The sequence below is a fragment of the Terriglobia bacterium genome (genome assembly GCA_020073185.1).
Classification (GTDB): Bacteria; Acidobacteriota; Terriglobia; order Terriglobales; family Acidobacteriaceae; genus JAIQGF01.
Genome location: JAIQFT010000011.1, coordinates 130,323 through 151,521 on the forward strand (window position 1 = coordinate 130,323; position 21,199 = coordinate 151,521).

Below are 21,199 nucleotides of genomic sequence, written 5' to 3' on the forward strand. Positions count from 1 at the left end.
CATGTGCAGCCCGTATTTTCTGGCGAGCACGGCAGCAGCTGCCCGGCGCAACTTACCACAAGCGCCGCGCCACCGCTGTCACTGCGGGATCTAGCAGGATGCCGAGCATGCTGCGCCGCCGCCCGTGAATTTTGGCTGTTCCCGTCATGCCGTCGCGGAATTCGCCCAACGGATTGGCGATCGCCACCGTGACCACGAAAAACTCCGGCAAGCGAATCCCCTTATAGTCGGGAGCCTCCATCAGCCCCGCCGCCGGTGGCTGCGAGGCCGGCGAGATGGAAAGCACCGTCCCGCTCACACTTCGCCATTGGCTATCCAGGCGCAGCGCGACATCGTGGATCGCCTGCAGCTTCTTGACCTCGGGCTCCGGCACGAAGATGCGCGCGTGCACGGTGGACGTGTCCGCCAGTTCGGCGATTTCTGTGCCCTCAGTTACGTAGGAGCCGAGCAGGTCGCGTACGCGCGGCGTTACCACCACCCCGGCAATCGGGCTATTGATCGTCAACTCCCGCTCCTTGTCGCGGGCAGCGCGATACGCGGTTTGCGCCCCACGCAACTTCTGTTCGGCGCTGCCGAAGTCGGCGTAGCGCAACTGCGCGTCAAAAGCGCGCGCCTCGGCCACATGATACTCCGCCGCCGCCCGCGCCGTCTCCGACTGCGCGCTCAGGTCGCGCAACTTGGCCAGCATCGCTCCGGCCGGCACGCGCTGCCCTTCGTCGGCGCCGATCTCGACCACCCGCCCCGGCACTTGGGCGCGCAGCACCGCCCGCTGCACCGGTTCCAGCACGAAGCGCTCTTGCGTGGTTTCCCGCCGCAGCGGCAGCCAGCCGAGTACCAGCAGCACCGCCAACCCACCGGCGATCGGCTTCCAGTGCGCTCGCAGAAGATCTTTCTTGTCGAGATATAGCTCTTTCATAAACTTTGCCAGCTTCTTGAAGCGTCCTTTGAAAATCAGCAATGCCAGCGCGGTGGCGGGAACGAACGCCCACTGCGGCACATAGTAGGAAACAATCGTGTACAGCACCCTGACGAAGAACAGCAGCAGGGTATAGCTGTAGGCCCCGGCCAGCACGGCGTACACCGCGTAGCACACGCTCCGCAGGGGCGTCAGCGTTTCCACCGATGCCGGCAGGTGAAAGACGTTCTTCCGGATCCACGCGATCAGCCATGCCGTCGAAGCCACCTTGACGTCGTGGATGCGGAAGTACTCTGTCATCAGCATGTACCCGTCCATCTTGGCCAGCGGATTCCAGTTCAGTAGGACGCAGAAAATGCCGCCCGCCAGGATCGTCAGGTAGGCCCACTGGTGAAAAAACGTTCCCGGCGGCGTCGCCCACCAGATGACGCTGGCGTAGGTGCAGATCACGATTTCCGACCACACGCCGAAAAATACGGTGCACATCCGCTCCAGCCGCTTCCCATATACCCATACCTGCGACACATCGCAGTAGACACACGGCGCCAGGTAGATGGTCAGCACACCCATGCGGTGGACTTCGCCCCCGAAATGCTTGCAGGTCAGGCCGTGCGCCGATTCGTGCACAAACCCGAGCACGAAGAACGCGCCCAGAAACGCCAGGAAGTGGCTGAAGCCGCGGCCGCTCAGCCGGTAGAACTCCGCGCTGTCCGCCCATACCTGGTTCCAGTGCGAGCCCAGGATCAGCAACGAAACCAGCAGCATGAAGATCGACCAGTAGGTGAACCAGCGCGAGTAAATCCAGCTGAAGTGTTTGTCTACCCAGTTCAGGAAATTGTCCGGATCCCAACTGGCGATCACAATGGTGGACAAGTCGCCGTAGTCCTTACCCTTCTTGCTCCGTCGCCGCCGCTGGTCCACCATTTCCTGCCACAGCGCCACGCTCTCTTCCTGCGGCGTGTGGTACCAGAAATCGTCCCGCTCCAGGATGTCCACGAAGTTGCGCACGTCTTCCACCGAGAGGTGGATGCCGATCTCCCGTGCCGCCACCTCCGACACCTTTTCGGGGGTGCGCTCCCCGTCAAAAAGCTGGCACACCCGCCACTGTACTTCGTTTAAGCGGAAAAAGTGTGGCGGACGCCCTCCCGGGATCACGGCCAGGTAGATCTTGCTGTCCCGCTCCTCGTGCTCGCGCACCACCAAATTTGGGTGCAAGCGCGGCGGGGCCTTATGCTGGATCGGCGGCAGCTCTGCCGTCGAAGTTTCCAGGATGCGCGCCAGGTTCATGGTTTCACGTTGATGTTCACCGTCATGCCGGGGCGTAACTGGCCCGGCGCTCCCACCACCTGCGCCTGCAATTCAATGGTGCCACTGGCCGGGTCCACCACCGGGCTAACCAGCGTGACTTTGGCCGGGTGCGTCTCGCGGCCCCCAAAGGGCGCCGCCACCTCGACCTTGTCCCCCACCTTGATCTTGCCCAGCAATTCCTGCGGGAGCGTGAACTTCACGTTCAACGGGGCCGTAGCGGTCACCCAGAACAGCCGGTCATTGGCCGCCACCTTCTGTCCTTCCCGCACATAGCGCCGCGCCACCACCCCGTCAAAGGGCGCGACGATGCGCGTCTTATCCAGCTCCAGCTGCGCCGATCTCTCCGCCGCCTCGGTGTTTTTCAGATCTTCCTCCTGGCGCTGGAGGAAGTATTTGGTGCCCTGCACCGAGTAACGATCGTGCTCGAGCTGCTGCTGCGTGATCAACTGCGCTTTCCACATCTGCTCCGAGCGCCACAGGTCGGCTTCGCGCATTTTCAGCTCGGCCTCCCAATGCTTCAGATCGGCGCGCATGCCATCCGCCTTCGCTTTCGCGGCTTCATGATCCGCCGTTAGCTGCCGGTCATCCAGTTGCGCCAGCCGTTGTCCCTTGCGTACCCGCGTGCCCACGTCCACCAGGATCCTGGCCACCACGCCTTCGCGCTGCGCCGCCACGTCCACCTGGTTCTCGACCACCAGCGGTCCCGACGCCAGGTACACGTCGCTGCGCTCCGGTGGGGCCGCGGGCTGCGCCGTCGCGGCAGGAGCGGCTGCGGCTGCGCTGACCGTAGCCGGCCGATCGCTGCTGCACGCCGTCATCAACATCAGCCCGGTTCCAATTCCAAGCAAGCCCACCCAACGTTTCACGTGCCCCTCCGCGATCACCCGTTCACCCGCTCCCCTCACCATCCAAACCAGCTCCACAGCTTCGTCCACAGCCACATGCCGAAGCCGCGGAAGATCACGTATCCCGCCGGTTTCCAGCCCGCGCTCAACTTCGACATCCCCGACATGCCCGGCCGGATAATTCCTTCGGGATTCGGAATGTCTACGCGCGCGAAGTACACGCGCTTGTCCTCATGCGCCTGGCTCGCCGGGCTGACGATGTCTACACGCCCCACAAAGCGCCGTAGCGGGAAGCTGTCCAGCTTCACCACCGCTTTCTCGCCCGCCTCCAACAACGGCACGTCGCTTTGGTCCACGGCGACGTCCACCGTGGCATGCGAGGTATTGATTACCTTCGCGAAGCTGTCGCCGGCGTCCAGCTTGGTGCCGGCCAGCGTTTCGACGTGCGCCGTTGCCACAACCCCGTCAATCGGCGAACGGAGCTTGGTGCGCTCCAGGCGTTCGCGCGCGCGGTTGGTTTCCGCCGTCCAGTACTCCGCCTGCACCCGCTGGATGCCCGCCTCGCCGCCGTCATTGGCCGCCAGGGCGCGGTTCATCGCTGCCACGGAGGTTTCGCGCCGCGCCAGCGCCGCCGCCAGCGCCGCCCGGTAATCCCAGTCGTCCAGGTCGGCCAGGATCGTCCCCTTGGCGACGCGATCCCCCTCGTGTACGTACACCTTGTGGACGACTCCTTCCGCCTCCGCCTGGATTTCGGCGCTGCTCTGCGACGCCACCGTCGCGTCGCCGGCGACGCGCATCGGCAGCGGCACGAATATCAGAAAAAGGATGGTGGCGGCTGCCAGCGCTACATAGGCTCCGCGCCGCTTTTTCTCCATCGCCATGAACTGCTTTTTCTTCTGAATGATCGGTTCCAGCACGCCGATCAACGGCACCTCTTCGTACAGCGACGCGTTGCGCAGGGCCACGGTCGCCTGCGATGCCACCACGTTGATGAACTCGAAATGCGCCTCGTTCAGGAAGTCGGGGTTCGTGCTCTCAAACGACAGCACTCCCAGCTTGCCCTGGTCATCGGCCAACGACACCGAGTACCACCCGCGCGCGCCGGATTCCTTGAAGTACGCGAAGAACTTCTGGCGCGTTTCCTCGCGGTCCGCTTCCACCGTGCCCTCGTGCGCCACCACGTGCAGCGGCTTGTCGTACTGGGCGGAGAATTCCAGCACCGCGCGCAGTTGGCGCATTGCCGGATCGCTCTGCACCACCTCCGCCACCCCCGAGACCGCCTTCAACTGCAGCTTCCCCTTGTTCTCCAGTGCGACCGCGGCGCGGTCGTAGCTCATGATTCGCTGCGGGGCGTTCACCACCACCTGCAGCACGCGCTCCAGGTTCAGCGTCGAGGTGATCTCGTTGCTCACCGCGACCAGCGTCTCCAGGATCTCGATCTTTTTCTCCGCCTCCATCAGGCTGGCGTTGTGCAACGCTCCGGAGGCGGTCTGTGCCATCATCGTGAGGAAGAAAAGGTCGTCTTCATCGAACGCCGTGCCGTCATCCTTGTTGACGCATTCCAGCACCCCCACCAGCGCCTCTTGGTGCACGATCGGCGCCGCCATGAGCCCAACGATCTTTCCTTCTTCCACGTCTCCGTTGCGTTTTGCCAGCCGCGGATCATCGGCGTCGGCGATGACAATCGCCTCGCCCGTGTCGCCCATTTCCTTCACGATGGCTTCGGTGCCGCTCTCCAGCGCCAACGTCTCGTCGACACCGTCGCGCGCCATCAGCAGCAGGTCCTCGTCTCCGACCATATAAAGATTGACCGCCTGCGTGTTCAGCAGTTCGCGGACCTTGGCACAGATGATCGGCATCAGTTCGCTCATTTGCAGCGTGGAATTGAATACTTTTTCCACGTCGTAGAGCTGCGTCAGCCGCGTGATCGAATCCAGGTTGCTGTTGCGCTCGTTCTCGTACGCTAGGCCGGTGGCCAGCGCCAGTGCCGACAGTTCCGTCAACCCGTTCAGCGTCTCGATATCGTTGTCGTCCAGCTCCCGCTCGAAACTGACAGCCTCGATCGCGCCCACCAGCACTTCGTCCAGCAGGATGGGAACGTAGGCCAGCGAGGCAATCGTCCGCCGCACGTCCAGGTGCGCGTAGTGTTCCCGCACCACAGACGTCCCGGAGTACAGCAGCGGCTCGCGTTTCTCCGCCACCTTGGCCAGCGTCGCCGCCTCCTTCGTCGACTCCACCGCTGCTTCGCCCACCCGGCCCTTCACCACCCAGGCCGGGCTTTCGTCCTCGTTGTACAGGTAGACATTAATGGCGCAGCCTTCAAGCAGGGCGGCGGCTTCGCTGGCGATAACTTGCGCGCGCGGCGTGACCTCGCGCTCCGCCAGCAGTTGGCCGGCGAAATCGCCTTGGGGCGTCGAAAGAGCGGGCCTTTGCGTCGCCATGCAGCGACTCCTCGAACATTTTGGCGCGGCTGAACCCTGCTCCACTGGGGATGTGGAGGCAACAGGCTTGCAAATCAGCACAAACTACCGTAACTTGCAGCGGACTGTAACAAAGGCGATACCGGGTGTCAACGAATGCCGCCGTCCGCGCCCGCTTCGCAAAAATGTTGGTCGACTTGCCATTTTGGGACCCGGAGGGTTTTCGTGGATATCGATGTTCGCAAGTTCGGCAAGGTGCACGTAATCAGGTTAAGAGGACATTTGAAGCTCGGCGAAGCCGTGGACGAACTCCGCTCTACCCTTGACGGCATCATCGCCGAATCCAGCTTCTCTGCCGTGCTGAACATGACCGAAGTTCCCATGGCCGATTCCAGCGGCGTCGGCGTCCTCGTCCGCTACCAGTCCATGCTCAAGCAGAAGGGCGGCGCCCTCAAGCTGGTCAACCCATCGAAACTGGTTTCGCAGACGCTGAAAATTCTCGGGCTGCTCAGTGTTTTCGAGGTCTTCCAGGACGATACCGCCGCCGTCCAATCCTTCAGCCCGGAAACCGCCGCCACCGCCGGGTGACCGACACTGAAAACCGCCGGCACAATTACGCGGTGTTTCGTCGCAGGAGAGCGCATCGCGCCTAACGCGGTATCGTCGCGCGCCTAACGATTTCCTTGAATGCGGGGTCGGAGCGATAGGGGTCAAACGGTTGATCAAGGGTGACCCACTGAATCTTCTGATCGAAGTTCCGCTCCGCAGCATCAAGCGCGGCCAGCATACTGGATCGGTTACCGAGCGCCGCACCGTTAGTTGCGGACGGATCAGAATTAGTCTAGCCGGATACGCGCTCATCATCCTTAGCACAATGGTTTACAATACAATCGTTTGCCCGTCATAGCAAAAGGCGTACTTGAGGCCTCTACGCCCTGCCGTTGTTTTTTCAAATTACAAATTACCAATTACCAATTACAAATTGAGGAGTGTTCGCCCGCCGCACCAACTGGCCGCTCGCGCCCAACCGCTTCAGCATGGCGCTGCAAAAGCACTGGGCAGCGGGCACGGAAGTGCTCGACCTTACCGTCTCCAATCCCACGACTGTTGGCTTGCGCTATGACGCGGGCACAATTTTGTCCTCGCTATCGAATCCCGAGGCGCTCGCGTATCGCCCGGACGCCAAGGGACTGCGCGTCGCCCGTGACGCCGTAGCTGCGTACTACCGCGAGCGCGGCGCCAGCGTTGATCCCGAGCGCCTGGTCCTTACCACCAGCACCAGTGAGGCGTACTCATTTGTCTTCCGCCTGCTCTGCGATCCGGGTGACGAAGTGCTGGTGCCGGCGCCCAGTTATCCGCTCTTCGAATTCCTCGCCGATATCCAGGACGTCCGCCTCCGTTCTTATCCATTGTTCTACGACCACGGCTGGCACATGGACCTGCACGCGTTGCGCACTGCCGTCGGGCAGCAGACGCGCGCGGTGATCGTGGTCCACCCGAACAATCCGACTGGTTCTTACGTCAAGCCGGGCGAAGTGGAGCAATTGGATGTCCTCTGCGCCGACCGCGCCATGGCATTGGTCGCCGACGAGGTCTTCCTCGATTTTGCGCACGACGGACACGCGCGCCCCAGCTTTGCTACGCTTGCCCCGCGCTTGGTCCCGGGGCAACCTGCCCTGAGCGTAGTCGAAGGGGAGCGACCGGGTGGGGAATTTCCCAATACCACACCTGCCCTAACCTTCACTCTTAGCGGTCTCTCCAAGATCGCCGGACTGCCGCAGATGAAGTTTGCCTGGATCGCGGTCGGCGGCCCCGACGAACAGGTGCGCGAGGCCCTGGCGCGCCTGGAGGTGATTGCTGACACGTATCTTTCCATGAACGCCCCCATCCAGCTTGCCGCGCCCGCGCTGTTTGCGCAGCGATACGAATTTCAGAGGCAATTGGTGGAGAGGATTCGTGCCAACCTCGCAGAATTGGACCGCCAGTTCGCGGTGCAAACACTTTGCCAACGTTTGGAGATTGAGGGCGGCTGGTACGCCGTGCTACGCCTTCCGGTTACCCGCTCCGACGAGGAACTCGCCATCGAGTTGCTGGAGAAGAAATCAGTCCTGGTTCATCCCGGACATTTTTACGACCTTCCGGCCGACGGTTACCTGGTGGTGAGCTTGATCGCGCCTGAGGAGGGGTTCGGAGAAGGACTGCGCCGCCTGCTCGAATTTGCAAATTGGTAATTGGTAATTTGCAATTTCCAAAAACCGAAGAAATGTTTTCGCGCCCGTGTTGCTACACCTTTTCAAATTTACCAATTGCAAATTGCAAACTACAAATTCACCAGGAACGGGTTCGTTTCCCGTTCCTCACCCACCGTCGTTTGCGGCCCATGTCCGGGAATGACGACGGTTTCATCCGGCAGCGCCAGCACACGCCCTCGCAGCGAGTCCATGATTTTCTCGAACGATCCGCCCGGCAGGTCCGTGCGCCCGATGCTGCCGGCAAACAGCGTGTCTCCGGCGATCAGCTTGCGCTCGGCAGGGAAGTAGAGGCAGATACTGCCTTCGGTGTGCCCTGGCGTGAGCATGACGGTCGCATCCAGGCTGCCAACGCGCAGCCGGTCGGCATCGCCCACGCTCTGATCAATCGCAATCTTGCCCGGCGGACGCATCCCCACCCATGCTGCTTGCAAATCCATCATCTTCAGCAGAGCGTGGTCGTTCTGGTTGAGCAGGATGGGCGCGCCGGTGCGCTGCTTGAGCTTCATCGCTCCGCCGACGTGGTCAATGTGCGCATGCGTGACGACGATCTGTTTCACCGTGAGCCCGTGCTGCTCGACGATTCGCATGATCGCCTCGATCTCGTCTCCGGGATCAATGACCATCGCTTCGCGCGTGCCCTCATCGCCAAGGACGGAGCAATTGCACTGCAGGGGGCCAACGGGAAGAATTTCTTGGATCATGACAAGCTCTTAGCCTGTATCTCTTAGCTGCTCCGGCCAGGAAGTGAAAAAGCTCACACCCCGCGGCAGAGCCTTCAATGTTAAACGAAACCAGCTAATAGCTAAAGGCTAACCGCTATTTTGGCGTCGGCGTGCTTGTAGGCGGCGTCTGCGGAGCGGACTTCGCCGGCTGCGTTTTCAGGTTTTGCAGTACCGAAGAACTGGGCCGCTTCGACGCGAAGATCGACAGTGTGATCGAGGTGAGCATGAAGATCACCGCGGCTAAGGTGGTCGCCTTGCTCAGCACGGTGGCGGCGCCACGCGGGCCGAAGGCGGTCTGGCTGCCCATGCCGCCGAACGCGGCCGCGATGTCGGCGCTCTTGCCGCTCTGCAGTAGCACCACGATGATCAGGAAGAGACAAACGATGACGTGAACGATAGTGATCGCAACAACCATGCTGTTCTGCGGCGCCGCCAGGCCGCTTCCCTTTCTTCGACCTCGTCTTGTGCAGTTTCTGGAGGCTTTTCCTGCGTCAGAGTTGGTGCGGAAGGGGGGATTTGAACCCCCACGCCTTTCGGCGCCACCCCCTCAAGATGGTGTGTCTGCCAGTTCCACCACTTCCGCACTGTCCAATGCGGCCGATAAAACCTATCGTAACGGCGCGGTGATTATAACAGACGGGCTGCCGCTCGCGGGCGAAGGCAAATACACGGTGAAACGTCGAGTGCTATCAACAGTACGGCAATCTACCGGGCAGCGCGCTCCAAAGGCATTACTCCGACCACGATTGATACCGTGATCGCAGCCATTGCTTTGCATCGCAATGCTTAGCGTTTTCACCCTCGACCAGGATTTCTACAGAATCGCTCGCATCACGCGCCTGGCGCTTTACGGCTTCTGATACACCCTCGTTCTGTTTGCACCAGTCTGCAGGCAGCAAATACCTGCTGCGCAACCTACCCTTCTGGAATTCCCCCGCTACTCTACCCGGACGCCCGCCTTGCGCGCTTGCTCCTGGAGGTCGGCCAGCTTCTGCTTGGCGTCGCTGATCGCTTTTTGTTTCGCCTCGATTTCGGCGCGCTGCTTGCGGTCGTCTTCCGCCCACTTCTTGGAGTCGCGCAGGTTGTTGCCGACGTCGGCGTAATACACCGCGACTTTCAGGCGGTACTCGCGCTGGGCCACATCGAGCTCGCGCTCCAGTTGCGTGATGTTTTTCTTCTGCTCATCGGCTTTGGACTTGAAGTCGGCCGCCAGTTTCGCTGTGTCCTTCTCTTCCGGCTTTGCCTCGGCATCGCTTTTTTCCGACTTGTCAGTCTTGTCGAAGGCTTCTGCGTCCGGTTGGGTCGTGCTGACGGGTGCGAAATCGTCGTTGGTATAAACCTTTGCCGAATTCGGGCGCTTCGATTGTCGCTGCTGCCGCGCCAGGTTCCCGAGCGACTCCTGCGCGCCGGCGTACGTCACGCTCAGCAGTGACAACAACAGTGCGGCAGCCAACAAATAAAGGGTCCGTCTCATAGGTGTCCTTTTCCCGAATGCGCGCCGATTCTCCGCGATTGAGCCAAGCGGCCGCAATTCCAGAGTCTTAACGATATTGTAGCTCCGGTCAGGCTCGTTTTTGCCAATGATTCGCTACCGGAAGCACTAAGGTGAACCCCGCAAACGGCCATGGCCGCCCATCAGGTGGAAGCGGCACTGCGGTCCGAAACCAGGCACACGGCGCCGTAACATTCGCCCGCGGCGCCGAGCGCGGGTGCGATGGTGATGGCGAGATTCCGCCGCTGGCCCGCCGGAGTTACGTACTCCGCTTCCAGCGCGCGGAAGACGGAAGCATCGCTCAAGGCGCGCTCCATCGCTTCGGCGATTGCGCCGGGCGCCGTGGGGTCGCGCCTGCGCAAGGCACTGATGCCGCGGAATAGGTCGCGCGCATGCATGCCGGAAATCGTGGCGTAGCCGAGGATCTCGCGTGCCGCCGGGTTCGCTTGCTGCGCCAGTCCCGCCGCATTAAACACCACCACCCCGGTTTCGAGATTAATGAGCACGGCGGCGGCAATGTTCTGAGTGGTGGCAGCGCGTTCTTGCTCCGCCTGTCGCAGGTGCTGCAATTCCTCTTCTTTGTCCTTAAGTTGCTGGATCACGCTCTGCAGCGTGGCAACGGCAAATGCGGGAACGTTGTCCGCGCGCGGGGTGGACGGGCTCACGTCGGCCACCATTTCCTTGCGCAGCCGGCGAATGAACCACACACCGAGGATGAACATCGACGCGGCGAAGACCAACAGCAGCACCATCCTCACCAGCACCGGATTGGCGAGCAGCTTCACAGGTATGCACCCCAGTACCAGGCAAGCAGGGCAGGGCCGAAGAACAGCGCGATCATGGCCATGGCCCCAAGAAACACGCCGAAGGGCATCTCGTAGTAACGGTATACGGTGCGCGCGGACTGCCAGGCGCGCCGGCGCGCCACCGCAGCGGTTTCGCGATTGCGCTCCCGCCGGCGGCGCGTGCGCTTGCTCCAAACCATTAGGATCGTGCCCAAGCCGAACAGTGAACCAGCCAGCGAGGCGCCAAAGATGGTCAGCACGGTGAGGCGCACCCCAAGAAACGCGCCCACCATGGCCATCAGCTTGACGTCGCCCAGACCCATGCCTTCGCGCCCGCGCGCGCGCAGGTAGAGAATGGCAATGCCGTAGAAGAAGGAAGCACCGACCGCGGCGCCAAATATGGCATCCCCCACCGACAGCAGGCGCCACGAAATGGCGGAATGGCGCACGCTCAACAGCCCCGGTAGCAGTTGCGAGATGACGTCGTGGAGGGGCGCGAACCCACTGAACGCCAACCCGGCTGCCAGCCCGCTCAGCGTGAGCGCGTCGGGCAGCAGGTGCCACTCCGCGTCGGTGAAGATCAGGCCGATGATGAGAAACGCGAATACGCAGTACTTGAGGGTAAAAATGCTCATCCCGAAGCGCGCGTAGCAGGCCATAAACAGGCACCCGGTGATCAGTTCCACCGCCAGGTAGCGCGGCGAGATGGGCGCCCCGCAGTGACGGCAGCGGCCGTGCAGGATGAGCCAGCTCAACACCGGGATGTTGTCGTAGGGCTTGATCGCGTGCTGGCACTTCGGGCAGGCCGAATGCGGCAGGACCACGGAAATCTCACGCGGCATGCGATGGATGCAGACGTTCAGGAAACTGCCGAACGCCAGCCCGAACAGGAAAACCGCCGTTGTCAGCACAGGGTCCATGCGATTGCAGAAATCGGTTGATTATTACAGCCGTCAACGGACGTGGCTAGTGGCTCAGGCGGCTACGGTTTGGAGAAGCGCAGCAAGTGTCCCGGCAGGACCTCCGCGGCGGCATCCTCTGGCGGGAGTTGTTCTGTCCAGTTGACATATTTCCGGTTCACCAGGCGAGTGTGCGCTCCCAACTCGTTCCAGCCGCTGGCAGTCTCCGCGCGGACTGGGAAGGCGAAGCTGTTTTGCGTGGCGATCTCGTGGGACCGCTCGTCCCTGTCCTTCCACTCGAACAGGGAAGCCTCCATGGCCTCGCTGACGGCCTCGGTTGGCAGAAGGCAGAGAATCCAATCATGGCGCGCGTCAATGGCATAGATTCCCGAACTCACCCCGGGCACGCCCCTTGTCACCATGGCGCCGTGTTCGCGGGCGCGCTGGATGGTGTCATCGGCGGAGTTGTGATCCACCACCAGGATCTCGTCGCAGGCGCGCAACGACTCCAGCGCGCGCCCGATGCGCTCGGCGTCGTTATGGGTATGAATCAGGGCAGTGATCTTGGTCATGTGAACGGTCCATGCCTCGACCCGGTACTTCGGTAATTCTCCCCGGCAACAAATTGTGCCTTGCGGGCCGGGGTTTTCATCATAGAATCGCGACATTCCGGGAACTTGAAATTGTTCAAGAAACTATTCACTCCAACTCGCGTGCCAATCTTGTACCTGATCCTGGGGGTCCTGGTCCTGGTCAGCGTGGTACCGATGTACTTCTACGCCGGGCAGGTGATGACCATCAACCGGGAACGCCTGAAGACCAACGAGATGGTGCTGCAGAACACGATTACCCAGTCGCTGGGCCAGGACATCGATCACCGCCAGCGCAACCTTGAAATCATGCTGGCGAATCTGGCCTCTGCGATCCAGGTGGCCAGCGGCAGCGATCTGCGCGAAGACCACGTCAACACCCCGGAACTGCGCGCCCTGTTGGAAAAGTTCGTTTCTTCCTCGCCCGATGTGGCCTATGCCACCCTGCTCAACCCCGAGGCGAAAGGCATCTCGGCCGGTCGGGTAGTGCCGGATGATTTCTTCCGCAAGGATTTGGAGCGGGCATTCATCGCCGCCGGGCAGGGGAGGGCCTACACCGGTCAAGCGCTGTCGCTGGAAGCCGGGCATGATCGGCGCATCGTCGTTCTGTTTAGCACACCCATGATGGCCGCAGGACGGTTCATCGGAATGCTGGGCGCGGCCGTGGACTTGAGCTTTCTGACTGGACGCCTGCGCGATGCCGCCAGGGGCGGCTTGGTCACCTATGTTGTGGACCGCCAGGGGCGGCTGGTGCTAGGAGCCATTCCGAATTTCGCCACCGGGCAGGATATGACGAAGTTCGAAATCGTGAAGAACTTCTTGGAATCGGGCGGCAAGGCACAACTGGTGGCCACGCGCGAATTCACCGTCTACCTGCCCAACGGCGAGAGAATCCCTATGCTGGGCACCTACAGCCCGGTACCGTCGCTGGAGTGGGCGGTGATCGCCCAGAAGCCGCAGCACGAGGCCTACAGCGACGTGGCCGAAATGCAGTCCAAGGCGCTGTGGTATGCCATCTATGCGGTCGTGCTGGCGATCGTGGTGAGCGTGTTCGCGGCGCGGCGCATCACCGGCCCGCTCGATATCCTCACCGACTCCAGCCGGGCGATCGCGCGCGGCGATTTCTCCCAGCGCGTGCATCTCACCAGCCGCACCGAGTTCGGCGAACTGGCGCAGACGTTCAATCACATGACCGAGGATCTGGAGCGCTTCGTCGCCGACCTGAAGCGCGCCGCGGAAGAGAACCGCGCCCTGTTCATGGGTTCCATCCAGATGCTGGCGGGCGCGGTCGCTACTCCACGATTCTCGCCACCGAGATGGGCTTCAGCGATGAGCAGATTGAGATCGTGCGTGTTTCCGCGCAGCTCCACGACGTGGGCAAAATCGGCATCGAGGACCGCATCCTCAAAAAGCCGGGCGCGCTGACCCCGGAAGAGTACGAGATCATGAAAACGCACACCACGCGCGGCGCCAACATCCTCCGCCCGGTGCAACAGTTGAAGGAGATGATTCCCGGCATCGAGTTGCACCACGAGTCGCTCGACGGCCGCGGCTATCCCTTCGGACTGAAGGGCGAGGAGCTGCCGCTGGTGCCGCGTATCATTGCTGTCGCCGACACCTTCGACGCCATGACCACCAACCGTCCCTACCAGGAGGCGCGCCCGCCCGAGTACGCGGTCAAGATTATCAAGTCGCTGGCGGAGACCAGGTTCGATCCCAAGGTAGTGGCCGCCCTGGAGAGCGTGTTCAACCGCGGGGACCTGCACATCCGCCGTGCCGCCGTGGCGGCTGAAAAGATCGTCGCTGCCGCCGCGGCGGAGGCCATCGGACCAATTTCGGTGCAGACCACGAGCAGCTAGTGTGCTTCCCACAAATTCACAGAGTAAGGTGCGCGGCGATAGGGCACGGCTTCGTGCCGACCAGGATCAGTTGCGGTTTTTGGCACGATACATAAAACAATAAAAAGGCGAGCCCGCCGGCTCGCTCTTACCTTTCGAGGGGGAATACCTTTTCAGGCTGCGGCGCTCTTGCCGGAAGTGATGTCGTGCACCGTGGAGTTCTCCACCATCAGGGTCTTGATGTCGGGTTGGTCGTCCACCAACGGCATAATTCTTTGCGCGATCTCCTGGAACAGCGTCTGGTCGTAGAACTCCAGATCCTGACGTGTGTGCCACAGCGAGGTGCAAACGAACGTGCCGGTGGCGGTGTCGAAGGATTCCACCAGGTCCACGAAGCCGGGCTGGCGGGTGATGTTGGGCAAGACCTCGTTTTTGAGCGCGTTGCGGAATTCGGTGATTTTCTCCGGCTTCACGGTGCAGGTGACGATACGCGAAATCATGGGAGGGACTCCTTTCGCGGAATTGGAAATACGCCGGGAAGAAAGGGATGCGTCACACCCCACTGTGAGCGCCGGAAAAGGGTAGTCCTGCTGCCGCGCGCGGTCAAGCGCGGCGAAGCCTTAGCCCGGCAGCCCGGCGCTCCCCGCTCGGGCGCTCCATCTATAATGAGTGGTTCCGCGCCGGCGCCGCTCCGCGCTAGCGCGCAGCGGGATCCTATGATTCAGACTTTGTTCGGCAGCCTCGAGCAGGAGCCCGAGAAACCCGGCTTCTTCGACCGCATGAAGCAGGCGGTCACGCGCACGCGCGAGAATCTGAGCGAGCGCATCGAGGAAGTGGTTTCCTTCCGCAAGGAAATCGACCGCGAGACGCTCGACGACCTGGAAGCGACGCTGATCGCCGCCGACCTGGGGAGCGCGACCACGCAAGAAGTCCTGCAGGCGCTGCGCGAAAAAGTGGATCGCAACCAGATCGGGAACGTGGACGAACTCAAGCGTCTGCTCAAGGGCGAACTGCTTCATATCCTAAGCCGCGCCAGCCTCGAGCCGGTAAAGGCGGTGGAAGGACCGGAGGTGATTGTTGTGGTCGGCGTGAACGGGACCGGGAAGACGACGACCATCGGCAAGCTCGCGAACGCTTTGCGGTCGCAGGGAAAAACCGTCCTGCTGTGCGCCGCCGACACGTTTCGCGCGGCCGCCATCGAACAGCTTGAGGTCTGGGGCGATCGTACCGGCACCGAGGTGATCAAAACCAAGCCCGGCGGCGATCCGTCGGCGGTGCTGTACGACGCACTGCAGGCGGCCAAGGCGCGCAACACGGATTACGTGATCGTGGACACCGCCGGCCGGCTGCACACCAAAAGCAACCTGATGGAAGAGCTGTCGAAGATGCGACGCACGGCGCAGCGCATCATTCCGGGGGCTCCGCACGAGGTGCTGCTGGTAATGGATGCCACCACCGGACAAAACGGGCTGCAGCAGGCGCGGCTGTTCACCGAATCCGCCGGTGTAACCGGAATCGTGCTGACCAAACTGGACGGCACCGCCAAGGGCGGAATCGTGGTTGCCATCTCGCGTGAGCTCGGCGTGCCGGTGCGCTATGTCGGCGTGGGTGAAAAGCAGACTGATCTGTTGCCCTTCGATTCCGGGCAATTTGTGGATTCGCTGTTCGAATGACCGTGTGGCACACTCGCCCTCGCGTGTCGTGTGGATTGAGTAAGCTCCGTGAAGGCACTACTTGACCTTGTCCTTTCAGTAGCCACCATGCTGTTCTTGTGTGGTATTGCCGTTGCGGGTATCGGGTTCATAGGGTGGTTTGTCCGAGGATTGTTGCGCCCGGCCACACCCGCCGAGCCCAGTGAAGAAGCCGGTGTTCCGGTGCCGGTCCGCCAGGGTCCGCGCGTGAGCAGTGGCGCTGTGGCGCTGGAAGAGCCAGAAGACGAATCTGACACTGATGCGTACGCCCGCCGATGATGAACGCTTCATGCAGCGCGCGCTCGAACTGGCGCGGCAGGGCATTGGCCTGACTTCGCCGAACCCCTGCGTCGGCGCCCTGCTCGTGAACGCAAACGGCCAGGTGATCGGCGAGGGCGCGTACACCTACGACGGCCTGAAACACGGGGAAATTTTGGCGCTGGAGCAGGCTGGAGAGCGGGCGCGGGGCACGACGCTGTACATCAACCTTGAACCGTGCTCGCATCAGGGGCGCACCGGACCGTGCGCCGATGCGGTCATCGAGTCGGGCGTGCGGCGCGTGGTGGCTGCGATGCAAGATCCGAACCCACAGGTACAGGGGCAAGGATTGCAGAAGCTGAGCGCGGCCGGGATTGAGGTCACCACCGGCATTGGCGAAGACGAGGCGAGGCGGCTCAACGAGGCCTTTGCTAAACATATTCGCACGCGCACACCGCTGGTGATCTTGAAGGCGGCGATGACGCTGGACGGCAAGATCGCTCCGCCGCCGGGCGAGTCCGGGAATCCCTCGGCACTCGGCGCAGGGGGCGCCACCGGCGGTTGGATTACCAGCGCAGTGGCCCGCGCTCACGTGCACGAGTTGCGGCACGCCATGGATGCGATCATGGTCGGCGTGGGCACCGTCGTTGCCGACGATCCGCTGCTCACCGACCGCACCGGGCTGCCACGGCGGCGTGCGCTGCTGCGCGTCATTCTGGATTCCAGGTTGCGCCTGCCGCTGGAATCGCGAGTCGCGAAAACCTGCCGCGGCGACCTTCTCGTGCTGTGCTCCTTTGCCGAGGAGAAGAAGCGCAAAGCACTGGAGGAGCGCGGCGTGCGCGTCGAACAGGTTGCCCTCGGCGGCCGCGACGGGCGCCCCGACTTGTGCAGGATAGTCGAGCGGCTGGGCGGAATGGACATTACCAGTGTCCTGATCGAGGGCGGCGCGATGGTGAACTGGGCGGCGCTGGCGGCCGGTATCGTGGACAAGGTTTTTCTGTACTACGCGCCCAAAATCCTGGCGGGCAGCGGCTCGGTTCCCTTTGCCTCCGGCCCCGGATTTCGCCGCATGAGCGAGGCGGCGCACGTGAAGAATCTGCGCCTGCACCGGTTTGGGGAAGATTTTGCGGTAGAAGCATATGTAAGAGATCCGTACTCATAAGCTCTTTGGTCTCTCGGTCTTTGTCGTTCGGCCCGCGTATTGTTTTGATTCCGGCAGGACCGTAGACCGAGCGACGATAGACTATCTCTGCGAGGCAATCATGTTTACAGGATTAGTGGAGGACGTGGGCTGCGTGGCGGTCATTACCCCCAGCGGCGGCACGCGGCGATTAATCATCGAGGCGGCCCGTACGGCGCGCGAATTGAGGAAGGGCGACAGCGTCGCGGTCAGCGGCGTCTGCCTGACCGCGGTTGAAATCACTCCCACTTCTTTTCGTGCCGACTTGGCGGAAGAGACCTGGAGACTGACTTCCTTTTCCCGTATCACCCAGGGTGCGCTGGTTAACCTGGAGCTGCCGATGAAGGCCGACGGGCGCATGGGCGGCCACATCGTGCAGGGGCACGTGGACGGAACTGGAAGGTTCCTGGGCCTGGAGCGTATCCCCGGCGCGGACGATTTCTGGCTGCACGTCGAAATCCCCGCCGAGCTGGAGCGCTACGTGGTTTACAAGGGCTCGATTGCGATTGAAGGTATCAGTCTCACGGTGGCGAAGGTCGAGGGAACCAAGGTCACCATCGCCATCATTCCGCATACGGCCGAGGCGACCAACCTGCGCTCCCTCAAGCCGGGTGACCCGGTGAACATCGAGACCGACATCGTGGCCAAGTACGTCGAGAAGATGATCGGCGCGCGCTCGACCAACGCGGTTACGGTGGAGCGGCTGGTAGCGCAAGGATTCTAGGTGGTGCGAACACACAGTTGACACGGAGGAAGCAGCATGGCGGTGAAGATCCCGGAAAAGTATCTCGACCTGTTCAAGGGAAAGAAGGCGTTCGCTAACCTGGGCACACTGATGCCGGACGGCCGGCCGCAGGTGACGCCCGTCTGGTTCGACTACGATGGCGAACACGTGGTCTTCAACTCCGCACGCGGGCGGCAGAAGGACCTGAATGTGCGGCGTGATCCTCGCGTGTCGCTCTCCATTGTGGACCCGGAGAACCCGTACCGCTACATCGAGGTCCGCGGGCGAGTGACCGACATCACGCAGGAGGGCGCCGACGACTCCATCAACAAGCTGGCGAAAAAATATCTTGGCGTGGACAAGTATCCCTACGCCCAGCCGGGCGAGGTGCGCGTGATCTACAAAGTCCGGCTGGAGCACGTGCACGGCAACGGATAAAGACCGGCTCAGGCCTCCGGCTGCTGACCGGGTTCGATGTCGGGGCGGCGGAACTGTTCGCTGTCGAGCTCGTCCAGCTTGAGGAATTGCCGGACGATGGGCTCGTCGCTGTCGGCCATCTCCTGCGGCGTTCCGCAGAAGACGGCGCGGCCCTCGTGCAGGAACACGATGCGATCGGCGAGCTTTTCCGCCAGCCGCATGTCGTGCGTCACCACGACCGAGGTCAGCTTCAACTGAAACTTTAACTTTTTGATCAAATCTCCAAGAAGCTGGGCCATTAGCGGGTCTACCATCGTGGTCGGCTCGTCGTAGAGCACGGCCTCGGGCTGGGCCGCCAGGGCGCGCGCAATGGCCACCGAACGCTTCATTCCGGTGGACAAATCCGAGGGCAGCAGGTCGCGCATCGCCCTGACCCCGACCATGTCCAGCAGGCCGTCCACCACCTGGAAAATCTGCTGCTCGTCGAGGTCGCCGCGTTCGCGCAGCGGGAAAGCGACGTTCTCGCCGACGCTGAGCGAGTCGAACAGCGCCCCGTTCTGAAACACCATGGTGACTTTCTTGCGGATGCGCTCCAGGTCGGGCTCGCGGTAGTCGGTGATGTCCTCGTAGGCGACCCACACGTGCCCCGAGTCGGCCTTGAGGAACCCCATGATGTGATGCAGCGAAACCGACTTGCCCACGCCGCTGCGTCCCAGGATGCACAAGGTCTCGCCCGGCCACACGTTGAAGCTCACGTGGTCCAGCACCTTGTTCGAGCCGAACGCCTTGCATACGTCCTGAAATTCGATATACGGTTTCGGTTCCGTCATGATTTGACCTGCAGACGCCGGCGCGCCTGCTCCCACTCCTCGGGCGTGTTGAGATTCTCGAACATTATGGGGTCAAAAGCCAGTTGGCGCAGCTCGGAATCGCCGATCTCGCGCACAGAAACCTTGGCGAACAGCGGGACGATGTTGTTGCGCCGTTGCCGGAGCGACTCTTCGGCGACCGCCGCAAACTCGCGCCGGTAAACTGCGCACAGCGGCTGCGGTTGGGCGGAAGCTGAGCCACTGATTTTCACTGATGAACACTGATCGGAATGAGTCATGTTTGATCTGTGTTGGTCTGTGTTGATCTGTGGCAGCTTGCTTGTGACGGGCACCGTGACCGTCGTCTTGCTCGCCTCCGCCTGCTCGATCAGATACTGCACAAAACGCGCGTCCAGGAAAGGCGTATCCACGCCCAACATCAGGTTCAATTCCGCGGAACTCGAGAGTAGCGCGGCGTGAATGCCGGCCAGCGGCCCCTGCCCGGGATAGACGTCTTCCACAACGTCGGCATAGGCGCCGAACTTATCGCGCCGCCCGACAATCATGACCTGATCGCTGACGCTGTGCGCCAGGTCGAGCGCGCGCTCCAGCAGGGTGCGGCCGTCGAGTTCCAGGAACGCCTTGTCGCGTCCCATGCGCGAGCTTTGCCCGCCGGCAATCACGAACGCCGCCGCTTCCGACATAGAAGCCATGATATGCCACGGCGAGTACCGAGCCGGTTGCGAGTTGCGAGTTTCGAGTGGCGTCATCGGGTGATCTGAGAAACATGTTGGACGACAGGATCGAGGTCGTCCGCAGAAGTTGCGGAAGTTTCAGATGGCGGAGCGTCCAAGTAGGTGCTGCGCATGGCGAGGAGGAGTTCGATTGGGTCGGGTGTCGGCACGACCTCCTGGACGAGAGAAGATGGGTCGAGGACGACATTAGTGATATCGGGTTCGAGGTTGGCGCGCTTGAGATTGAAGGAGGCGGTTTGCAGGGCGTAGAGGAGAAGGCCGGCGCGCTTGGAGTCGATTTTGTCGTCGGCGATGGCGCGGATGACCTGCATGAGCGCAATCTGGACGGCGTTGGCGTCTTCGAGGACAGGGAAGTCGAAGGCGCTGTCGTTGGCGGGCTTGAGCTGATGGTGCGCATGGAAGTAGCAGTGGCAGTTGCCGCGGAGGGCGGGCGATCCGCACTGGGTTCCGTTCACTTTAATGTGCTGGCAGCGGGGGATTGTCATGACAGTTTCCAGTTTCCAGTTTCCAGTTTTTCCAGAAGTTGTGGGTTGTGAGTTCTGAGTTGTTGAGTCGAGGGTAGTCCGTAGTTGGTAGTCCCGTAGTCCGCTGCGAGGCCGGACAGGGTACCCCCTCCCCCCTGAGTCGATCTTTGAGAATCAGGAGGTTAGAGAGAAATTCCTTGTAGATCTTTGAGGAATAGGGAGTTAGAGGCAAAATATTGAAATGGCAGGCTTTAGGCTTCAGGCTACAGGCTTCAGGGGCCGAAAGACAGGGTCCAGGCTTCAGGCTCCAGGCTTCAGGGGCCGAGGGAACAGGCGCAAGGCTCACGGCGCAAGGCGGAAGGGTCCGAGAAGCTGAAGGCACGGATAGCGGCAGATGCGAAGGCGTCATGGTGTGGCGTCGGCGAAATCGGTTTCAGCGGACTGCGAGGTCCGAGTGTTGGCTGGCTCGTGGACGGCGGTGCTAGTGGAAGGTGATGAAAATCACGGTTAGCAACCGGGGCCGTCGGAGCGGTTCAGCTCACAGGGCATGTATAGCACCATTCGGGGAGAAGAAGCTGTGATATGGGCGGAATTATTTTTGGGGGTGAAGACCGAATGGGAATGCCCCAGTCAGTTGTGCGGGTGAAAATCGGGACGGGCGTGAGCCATACACATGAGGGTGAGGGTCGGCAGGCTGACCTGCTCCCCTAAATCCGCACACAACTGAGTATGATTTCACAGTTTCGCGGAAGCGAAAGATCGGGGAGGAGCATGTCTCGGAGCCGGCACACGGAAGCGGAGATGATCGCCGCGTTGAAGCAGATGGACGCAGGC

Annotated in this window: 21 protein-coding genes and 1 tRNA gene; 8 read left to right on the forward strand and 14 right to left on the reverse strand. The window is 61.9% G+C overall.

Annotation, left to right across the window (positions count from 1 at the left end; translation table 11 throughout):
- Nucleotides 1-52: 52 nt before the first annotated feature.
- The 3 genes from LAN64_05730 to LAN64_05740 are packed head-to-tail and all read right to left on the reverse strand — an operon-like array spanning nt 53 to nt 5,510.
- Nucleotides 53-2,203 (reverse strand): HlyD family efflux transporter periplasmic adaptor subunit, encoded by a 2,151-nt coding sequence (locus LAN64_05730; protein ID MBZ5567336.1) that lies wholly within the window; start codon nt 2,201-2,203, stop codon nt 53-55.
- On the reverse strand, nt 2,200-3,090 hold the full coding sequence (locus tag LAN64_05735) for an efflux RND transporter periplasmic adaptor subunit (protein MBZ5567337.1): 891 nt from the start codon (nt 3,088-3,090) through the stop codon (nt 2,200-2,202). Before LAN64_05735 ends, LAN64_05730 begins: the two co-directional genes overlap by 4 nt.
- Before the next feature lie 35 nt (nt 3,091-3,125).
- Nucleotides 3,126-5,510, reverse strand: coding sequence for an efflux RND transporter periplasmic adaptor subunit (locus LAN64_05740; GenBank protein ID MBZ5567338.1), 2,385 nt, complete (start codon nt 5,508-5,510; stop codon nt 3,126-3,128).
- A gap of 204 nt (nt 5,511-5,714) precedes the next feature.
- Between LAN64_05740 and LAN64_05745 the strand changes: the two genes are divergently transcribed.
- Both LAN64_05745 and LAN64_05750 read left to right on the forward strand, forming a co-directional pair.
- Complete coding sequence (locus tag LAN64_05745) at nt 5,715-6,077, forward strand: STAS domain-containing protein (GenBank protein MBZ5567339.1); 363 nt, start codon at nt 5,715-5,717, stop codon at nt 6,075-6,077.
- Nucleotides 6,078-6,526: 449 nt separating this feature from the next.
- Nucleotides 6,527-7,720, forward strand: coding sequence for a pyridoxal phosphate-dependent aminotransferase (locus LAN64_05750; GenBank protein MBZ5567340.1), 1,194 nt, complete (start codon nt 6,527-6,529; stop codon nt 7,718-7,720).
- 89 nt (nt 7,721-7,809) lie between these two features.
- Here LAN64_05750 and LAN64_05755 read toward each other — a convergent pair whose 3' ends face one another.
- The 7 genes from LAN64_05755 to LAN64_05785 all read right to left on the reverse strand — a co-directional run bounded on the left by LAN64_05755 (nt 7,810) and on the right by LAN64_05785 (nt 12,211).
- Entirely contained in the window at nt 7,810-8,442 is a 633-nt protein-coding gene (locus LAN64_05755; GenBank protein ID MBZ5567341.1) for an MBL fold metallo-hydrolase, read from the reverse strand.
- Between the two features lie 115 nt (nt 8,443-8,557).
- Nucleotides 8,558-8,878 carry a preprotein translocase subunit SecG gene (gene secG / locus LAN64_05760; GenBank protein MBZ5567342.1) on the reverse strand — a complete coding sequence of 107 codons (321 nt, stop codon included), beginning with the start codon at nt 8,876-8,878 and terminating at the stop codon, nt 8,558-8,560.
- 83 nt (nt 8,879-8,961) lie between these two features.
- A tRNA-Leu gene (locus tag LAN64_05765) sits at nt 8,962-9,046 on the reverse strand.
- 354 nt (nt 9,047-9,400) lie between these two features.
- Entirely contained in the window at nt 9,401-9,937 is a 537-nt protein-coding gene (locus LAN64_05770; protein ID MBZ5567343.1) for a hypothetical protein, read from the reverse strand.
- Between the two features lie 161 nt (nt 9,938-10,098).
- Nucleotides 10,099-10,740 (reverse strand): PAS domain-containing protein, encoded by a 642-nt coding sequence (locus LAN64_05775; protein ID MBZ5567344.1) that lies wholly within the window; start codon nt 10,738-10,740, stop codon nt 10,099-10,101.
- A complete protein-coding gene (locus LAN64_05780) occupies nt 10,737-11,660 on the reverse strand; it encodes a prepilin peptidase (GenBank protein MBZ5567345.1) in 924 nt (307 codons plus the stop codon). The genes LAN64_05775 and LAN64_05780 overlap by 4 nt, the downstream gene beginning before the upstream one ends.
- 62 nt (nt 11,661-11,722) lie before the next feature.
- A complete protein-coding gene (locus tag LAN64_05785; protein ID MBZ5567346.1) occupies nt 11,723-12,211 on the reverse strand; it encodes a hypothetical protein in 489 nt (162 codons plus the stop codon).
- Between the two features lie 111 nt (nt 12,212-12,322).
- On the opposite strand from LAN64_05785, the gene LAN64_05790 reads away from it, so the two are divergent.
- Nucleotides 12,323-13,654, forward strand: a complete 1,332-nt coding sequence (locus LAN64_05790; GenBank protein ID MBZ5567347.1) for a HAMP domain-containing protein — start codon at nt 12,323-12,325, stop codon at nt 13,652-13,654.
- Nucleotides 13,546-14,088: an HD domain-containing protein gene (locus tag LAN64_05795; protein ID MBZ5567348.1), complete on the forward strand. Its 543-nt coding sequence runs from the start codon at nt 13,546-13,548 to the stop codon at nt 14,086-14,088. Before LAN64_05790 ends, LAN64_05795 begins: the two co-directional genes overlap by 109 nt.
- 152 nt (nt 14,089-14,240) lie before the next feature.
- Here LAN64_05795 and LAN64_05800 read toward each other — a convergent pair whose 3' ends face one another.
- Nucleotides 14,241-14,567 (reverse strand): antibiotic biosynthesis monooxygenase, encoded by a 327-nt coding sequence (locus LAN64_05800; GenBank protein MBZ5567349.1) that lies wholly within the window; start codon nt 14,565-14,567, stop codon nt 14,241-14,243.
- 216 nt (nt 14,568-14,783) lie between these two features.
- Here LAN64_05800 and ftsY point away from each other — a divergent pair, with 216 nt between their 5' ends.
- The 4 genes from ftsY to LAN64_05820 all read left to right on the forward strand — a co-directional run bounded on the left by ftsY (nt 14,784) and on the right by LAN64_05820 (nt 18,358).
- Nucleotides 14,784-15,740: a signal recognition particle-docking protein FtsY gene (gene ftsY / locus LAN64_05805; GenBank protein ID MBZ5567350.1), complete on the forward strand. Its 957-nt coding sequence runs from the start codon at nt 14,784-14,786 to the stop codon at nt 15,738-15,740.
- A 277-nt stretch (nt 15,741-16,017) separates the two neighbouring features.
- Nucleotides 16,018-17,178 carry a bifunctional diaminohydroxyphosphoribosylaminopyrimidine deaminase/5-amino-6-(5-phosphoribosylamino)uracil reductase RibD gene (ribD, locus tag LAN64_05810; protein MBZ5567351.1) on the forward strand — a complete coding sequence of 387 codons (1,161 nt, stop codon included), beginning with the start codon at nt 16,018-16,020 and terminating at the stop codon, nt 17,176-17,178.
- A 100-nt stretch (nt 17,179-17,278) separates the two neighbouring features.
- Nucleotides 17,279-17,920, forward strand: a complete 642-nt coding sequence (locus LAN64_05815; protein ID MBZ5567352.1) for a riboflavin synthase — start codon at nt 17,279-17,281, stop codon at nt 17,918-17,920.
- Between the two features lie 36 nt (nt 17,921-17,956).
- Complete coding sequence (locus LAN64_05820) at nt 17,957-18,358, forward strand: PPOX class F420-dependent oxidoreductase (GenBank protein ID MBZ5567353.1); 402 nt, start codon at nt 17,957-17,959, stop codon at nt 18,356-18,358.
- Between the two features lie 8 nt (nt 18,359-18,366).
- Here LAN64_05820 and LAN64_05825 read toward each other — a convergent pair whose 3' ends face one another.
- From LAN64_05825 to LAN64_05835, 3 genes are read right to left on the reverse strand one after another with little or no spacing between them, the layout of a single operon-like run.
- Nucleotides 18,367-19,167: an ATP-binding cassette domain-containing protein gene (locus LAN64_05825; protein MBZ5567354.1), complete on the reverse strand. Its 801-nt coding sequence runs from the start codon at nt 19,165-19,167 to the stop codon at nt 18,367-18,369.
- Nucleotides 19,164-19,859 carry a molybdenum cofactor guanylyltransferase gene (locus LAN64_05830; protein ID MBZ5567355.1) on the reverse strand — a complete coding sequence of 232 codons (696 nt, stop codon included), beginning with the start codon at nt 19,857-19,859 and terminating at the stop codon, nt 19,164-19,166. The genes LAN64_05825 and LAN64_05830 overlap by 4 nt, the downstream gene beginning before the upstream one ends.
- A gap of 53 nt (nt 19,860-19,912) precedes the next feature.
- Nucleotides 19,913-20,386 carry a hypothetical protein gene (locus LAN64_05835; GenBank protein ID MBZ5567356.1) on the reverse strand — a complete coding sequence of 158 codons (474 nt, stop codon included), beginning with the start codon at nt 20,384-20,386 and terminating at the stop codon, nt 19,913-19,915.
- Nucleotides 20,387-21,199 lie beyond the last annotated feature (813 nt).

Bases quoted from the DNA above. Each gene is read 5' to 3' on its own strand.
- ribD (MBZ5567351.1), top strand. From the start codon at position 16,018: ATGCGTACGCCCGCCGATGATGAACGCTTCATGCAGCGCGCGCTCGAA.
- LAN64_05750 (MBZ5567340.1), top strand. From the start codon at position 6,527: ATGGCGCTGCAAAAGCACTGGGCAGCGGGCACGGAAGTGCTCGACCTT.
- LAN64_05830 (MBZ5567355.1), bottom strand. From the start codon at position 19,859: ATGGCTTCTATGTCGGAAGCGGCGGCGTTCGTGATTGCCGGCGGGCAA.
- secG (MBZ5567342.1), bottom strand. From the start codon at position 8,878: ATGGTTGTTGCGATCACTATCGTTCACGTCATCGTTTGTCTCTTCCTG.
- LAN64_05785 (MBZ5567346.1), bottom strand. From the start codon at position 12,211: ATGACCAAGATCACTGCCCTGATTCATACCCATAACGACGCCGAGCGC.
- LAN64_05755 (MBZ5567341.1), bottom strand. From the start codon at position 8,442: ATGATCCAAGAAATTCTTCCCGTTGGCCCCCTGCAGTGCAATTGCTCC.
- LAN64_05815 (MBZ5567352.1), top strand. From the start codon at position 17,279: ATGTTTACAGGATTAGTGGAGGACGTGGGCTGCGTGGCGGTCATTACC.
- LAN64_05730 (MBZ5567336.1), bottom strand. From the start codon at position 2,203: ATGAACCTGGCGCGCATCCTGGAAACTTCGACGGCAGAGCTGCCGCCG.
- LAN64_05780 (MBZ5567345.1), bottom strand. From the start codon at position 11,660: ATGGACCCTGTGCTGACAACGGCGGTTTTCCTGTTCGGGCTGGCGTTC.
- LAN64_05835 (MBZ5567356.1), bottom strand. From the start codon at position 20,386: ATGACAATCCCCCGCTGCCAGCACATTAAAGTGAACGGAACCCAGTGC.
- LAN64_05800 (MBZ5567349.1), bottom strand. From the start codon at position 14,567: ATGATTTCGCGTATCGTCACCTGCACCGTGAAGCCGGAGAAAATCACC.
- LAN64_05820 (MBZ5567353.1), top strand. From the start codon at position 17,957: ATGGCGGTGAAGATCCCGGAAAAGTATCTCGACCTGTTCAAGGGAAAG.
- LAN64_05740 (MBZ5567338.1), bottom strand. From the start codon at position 5,510: ATGGCGACGCAAAGGCCCGCTCTTTCGACGCCCCAAGGCGATTTCGCC.
- ftsY (MBZ5567350.1), top strand. From the start codon at position 14,784: ATGATTCAGACTTTGTTCGGCAGCCTCGAGCAGGAGCCCGAGAAACCC.
- LAN64_05770 (MBZ5567343.1), bottom strand. From the start codon at position 9,937: ATGAGACGGACCCTTTATTTGTTGGCTGCCGCACTGTTGTTGTCACTG.
- LAN64_05825 (MBZ5567354.1), bottom strand. From the start codon at position 19,167: ATGACGGAACCGAAACCGTATATCGAATTTCAGGACGTATGCAAGGCG.
- LAN64_05795 (MBZ5567348.1), top strand. From the start codon at position 13,546: ATGGGCTTCAGCGATGAGCAGATTGAGATCGTGCGTGTTTCCGCGCAG.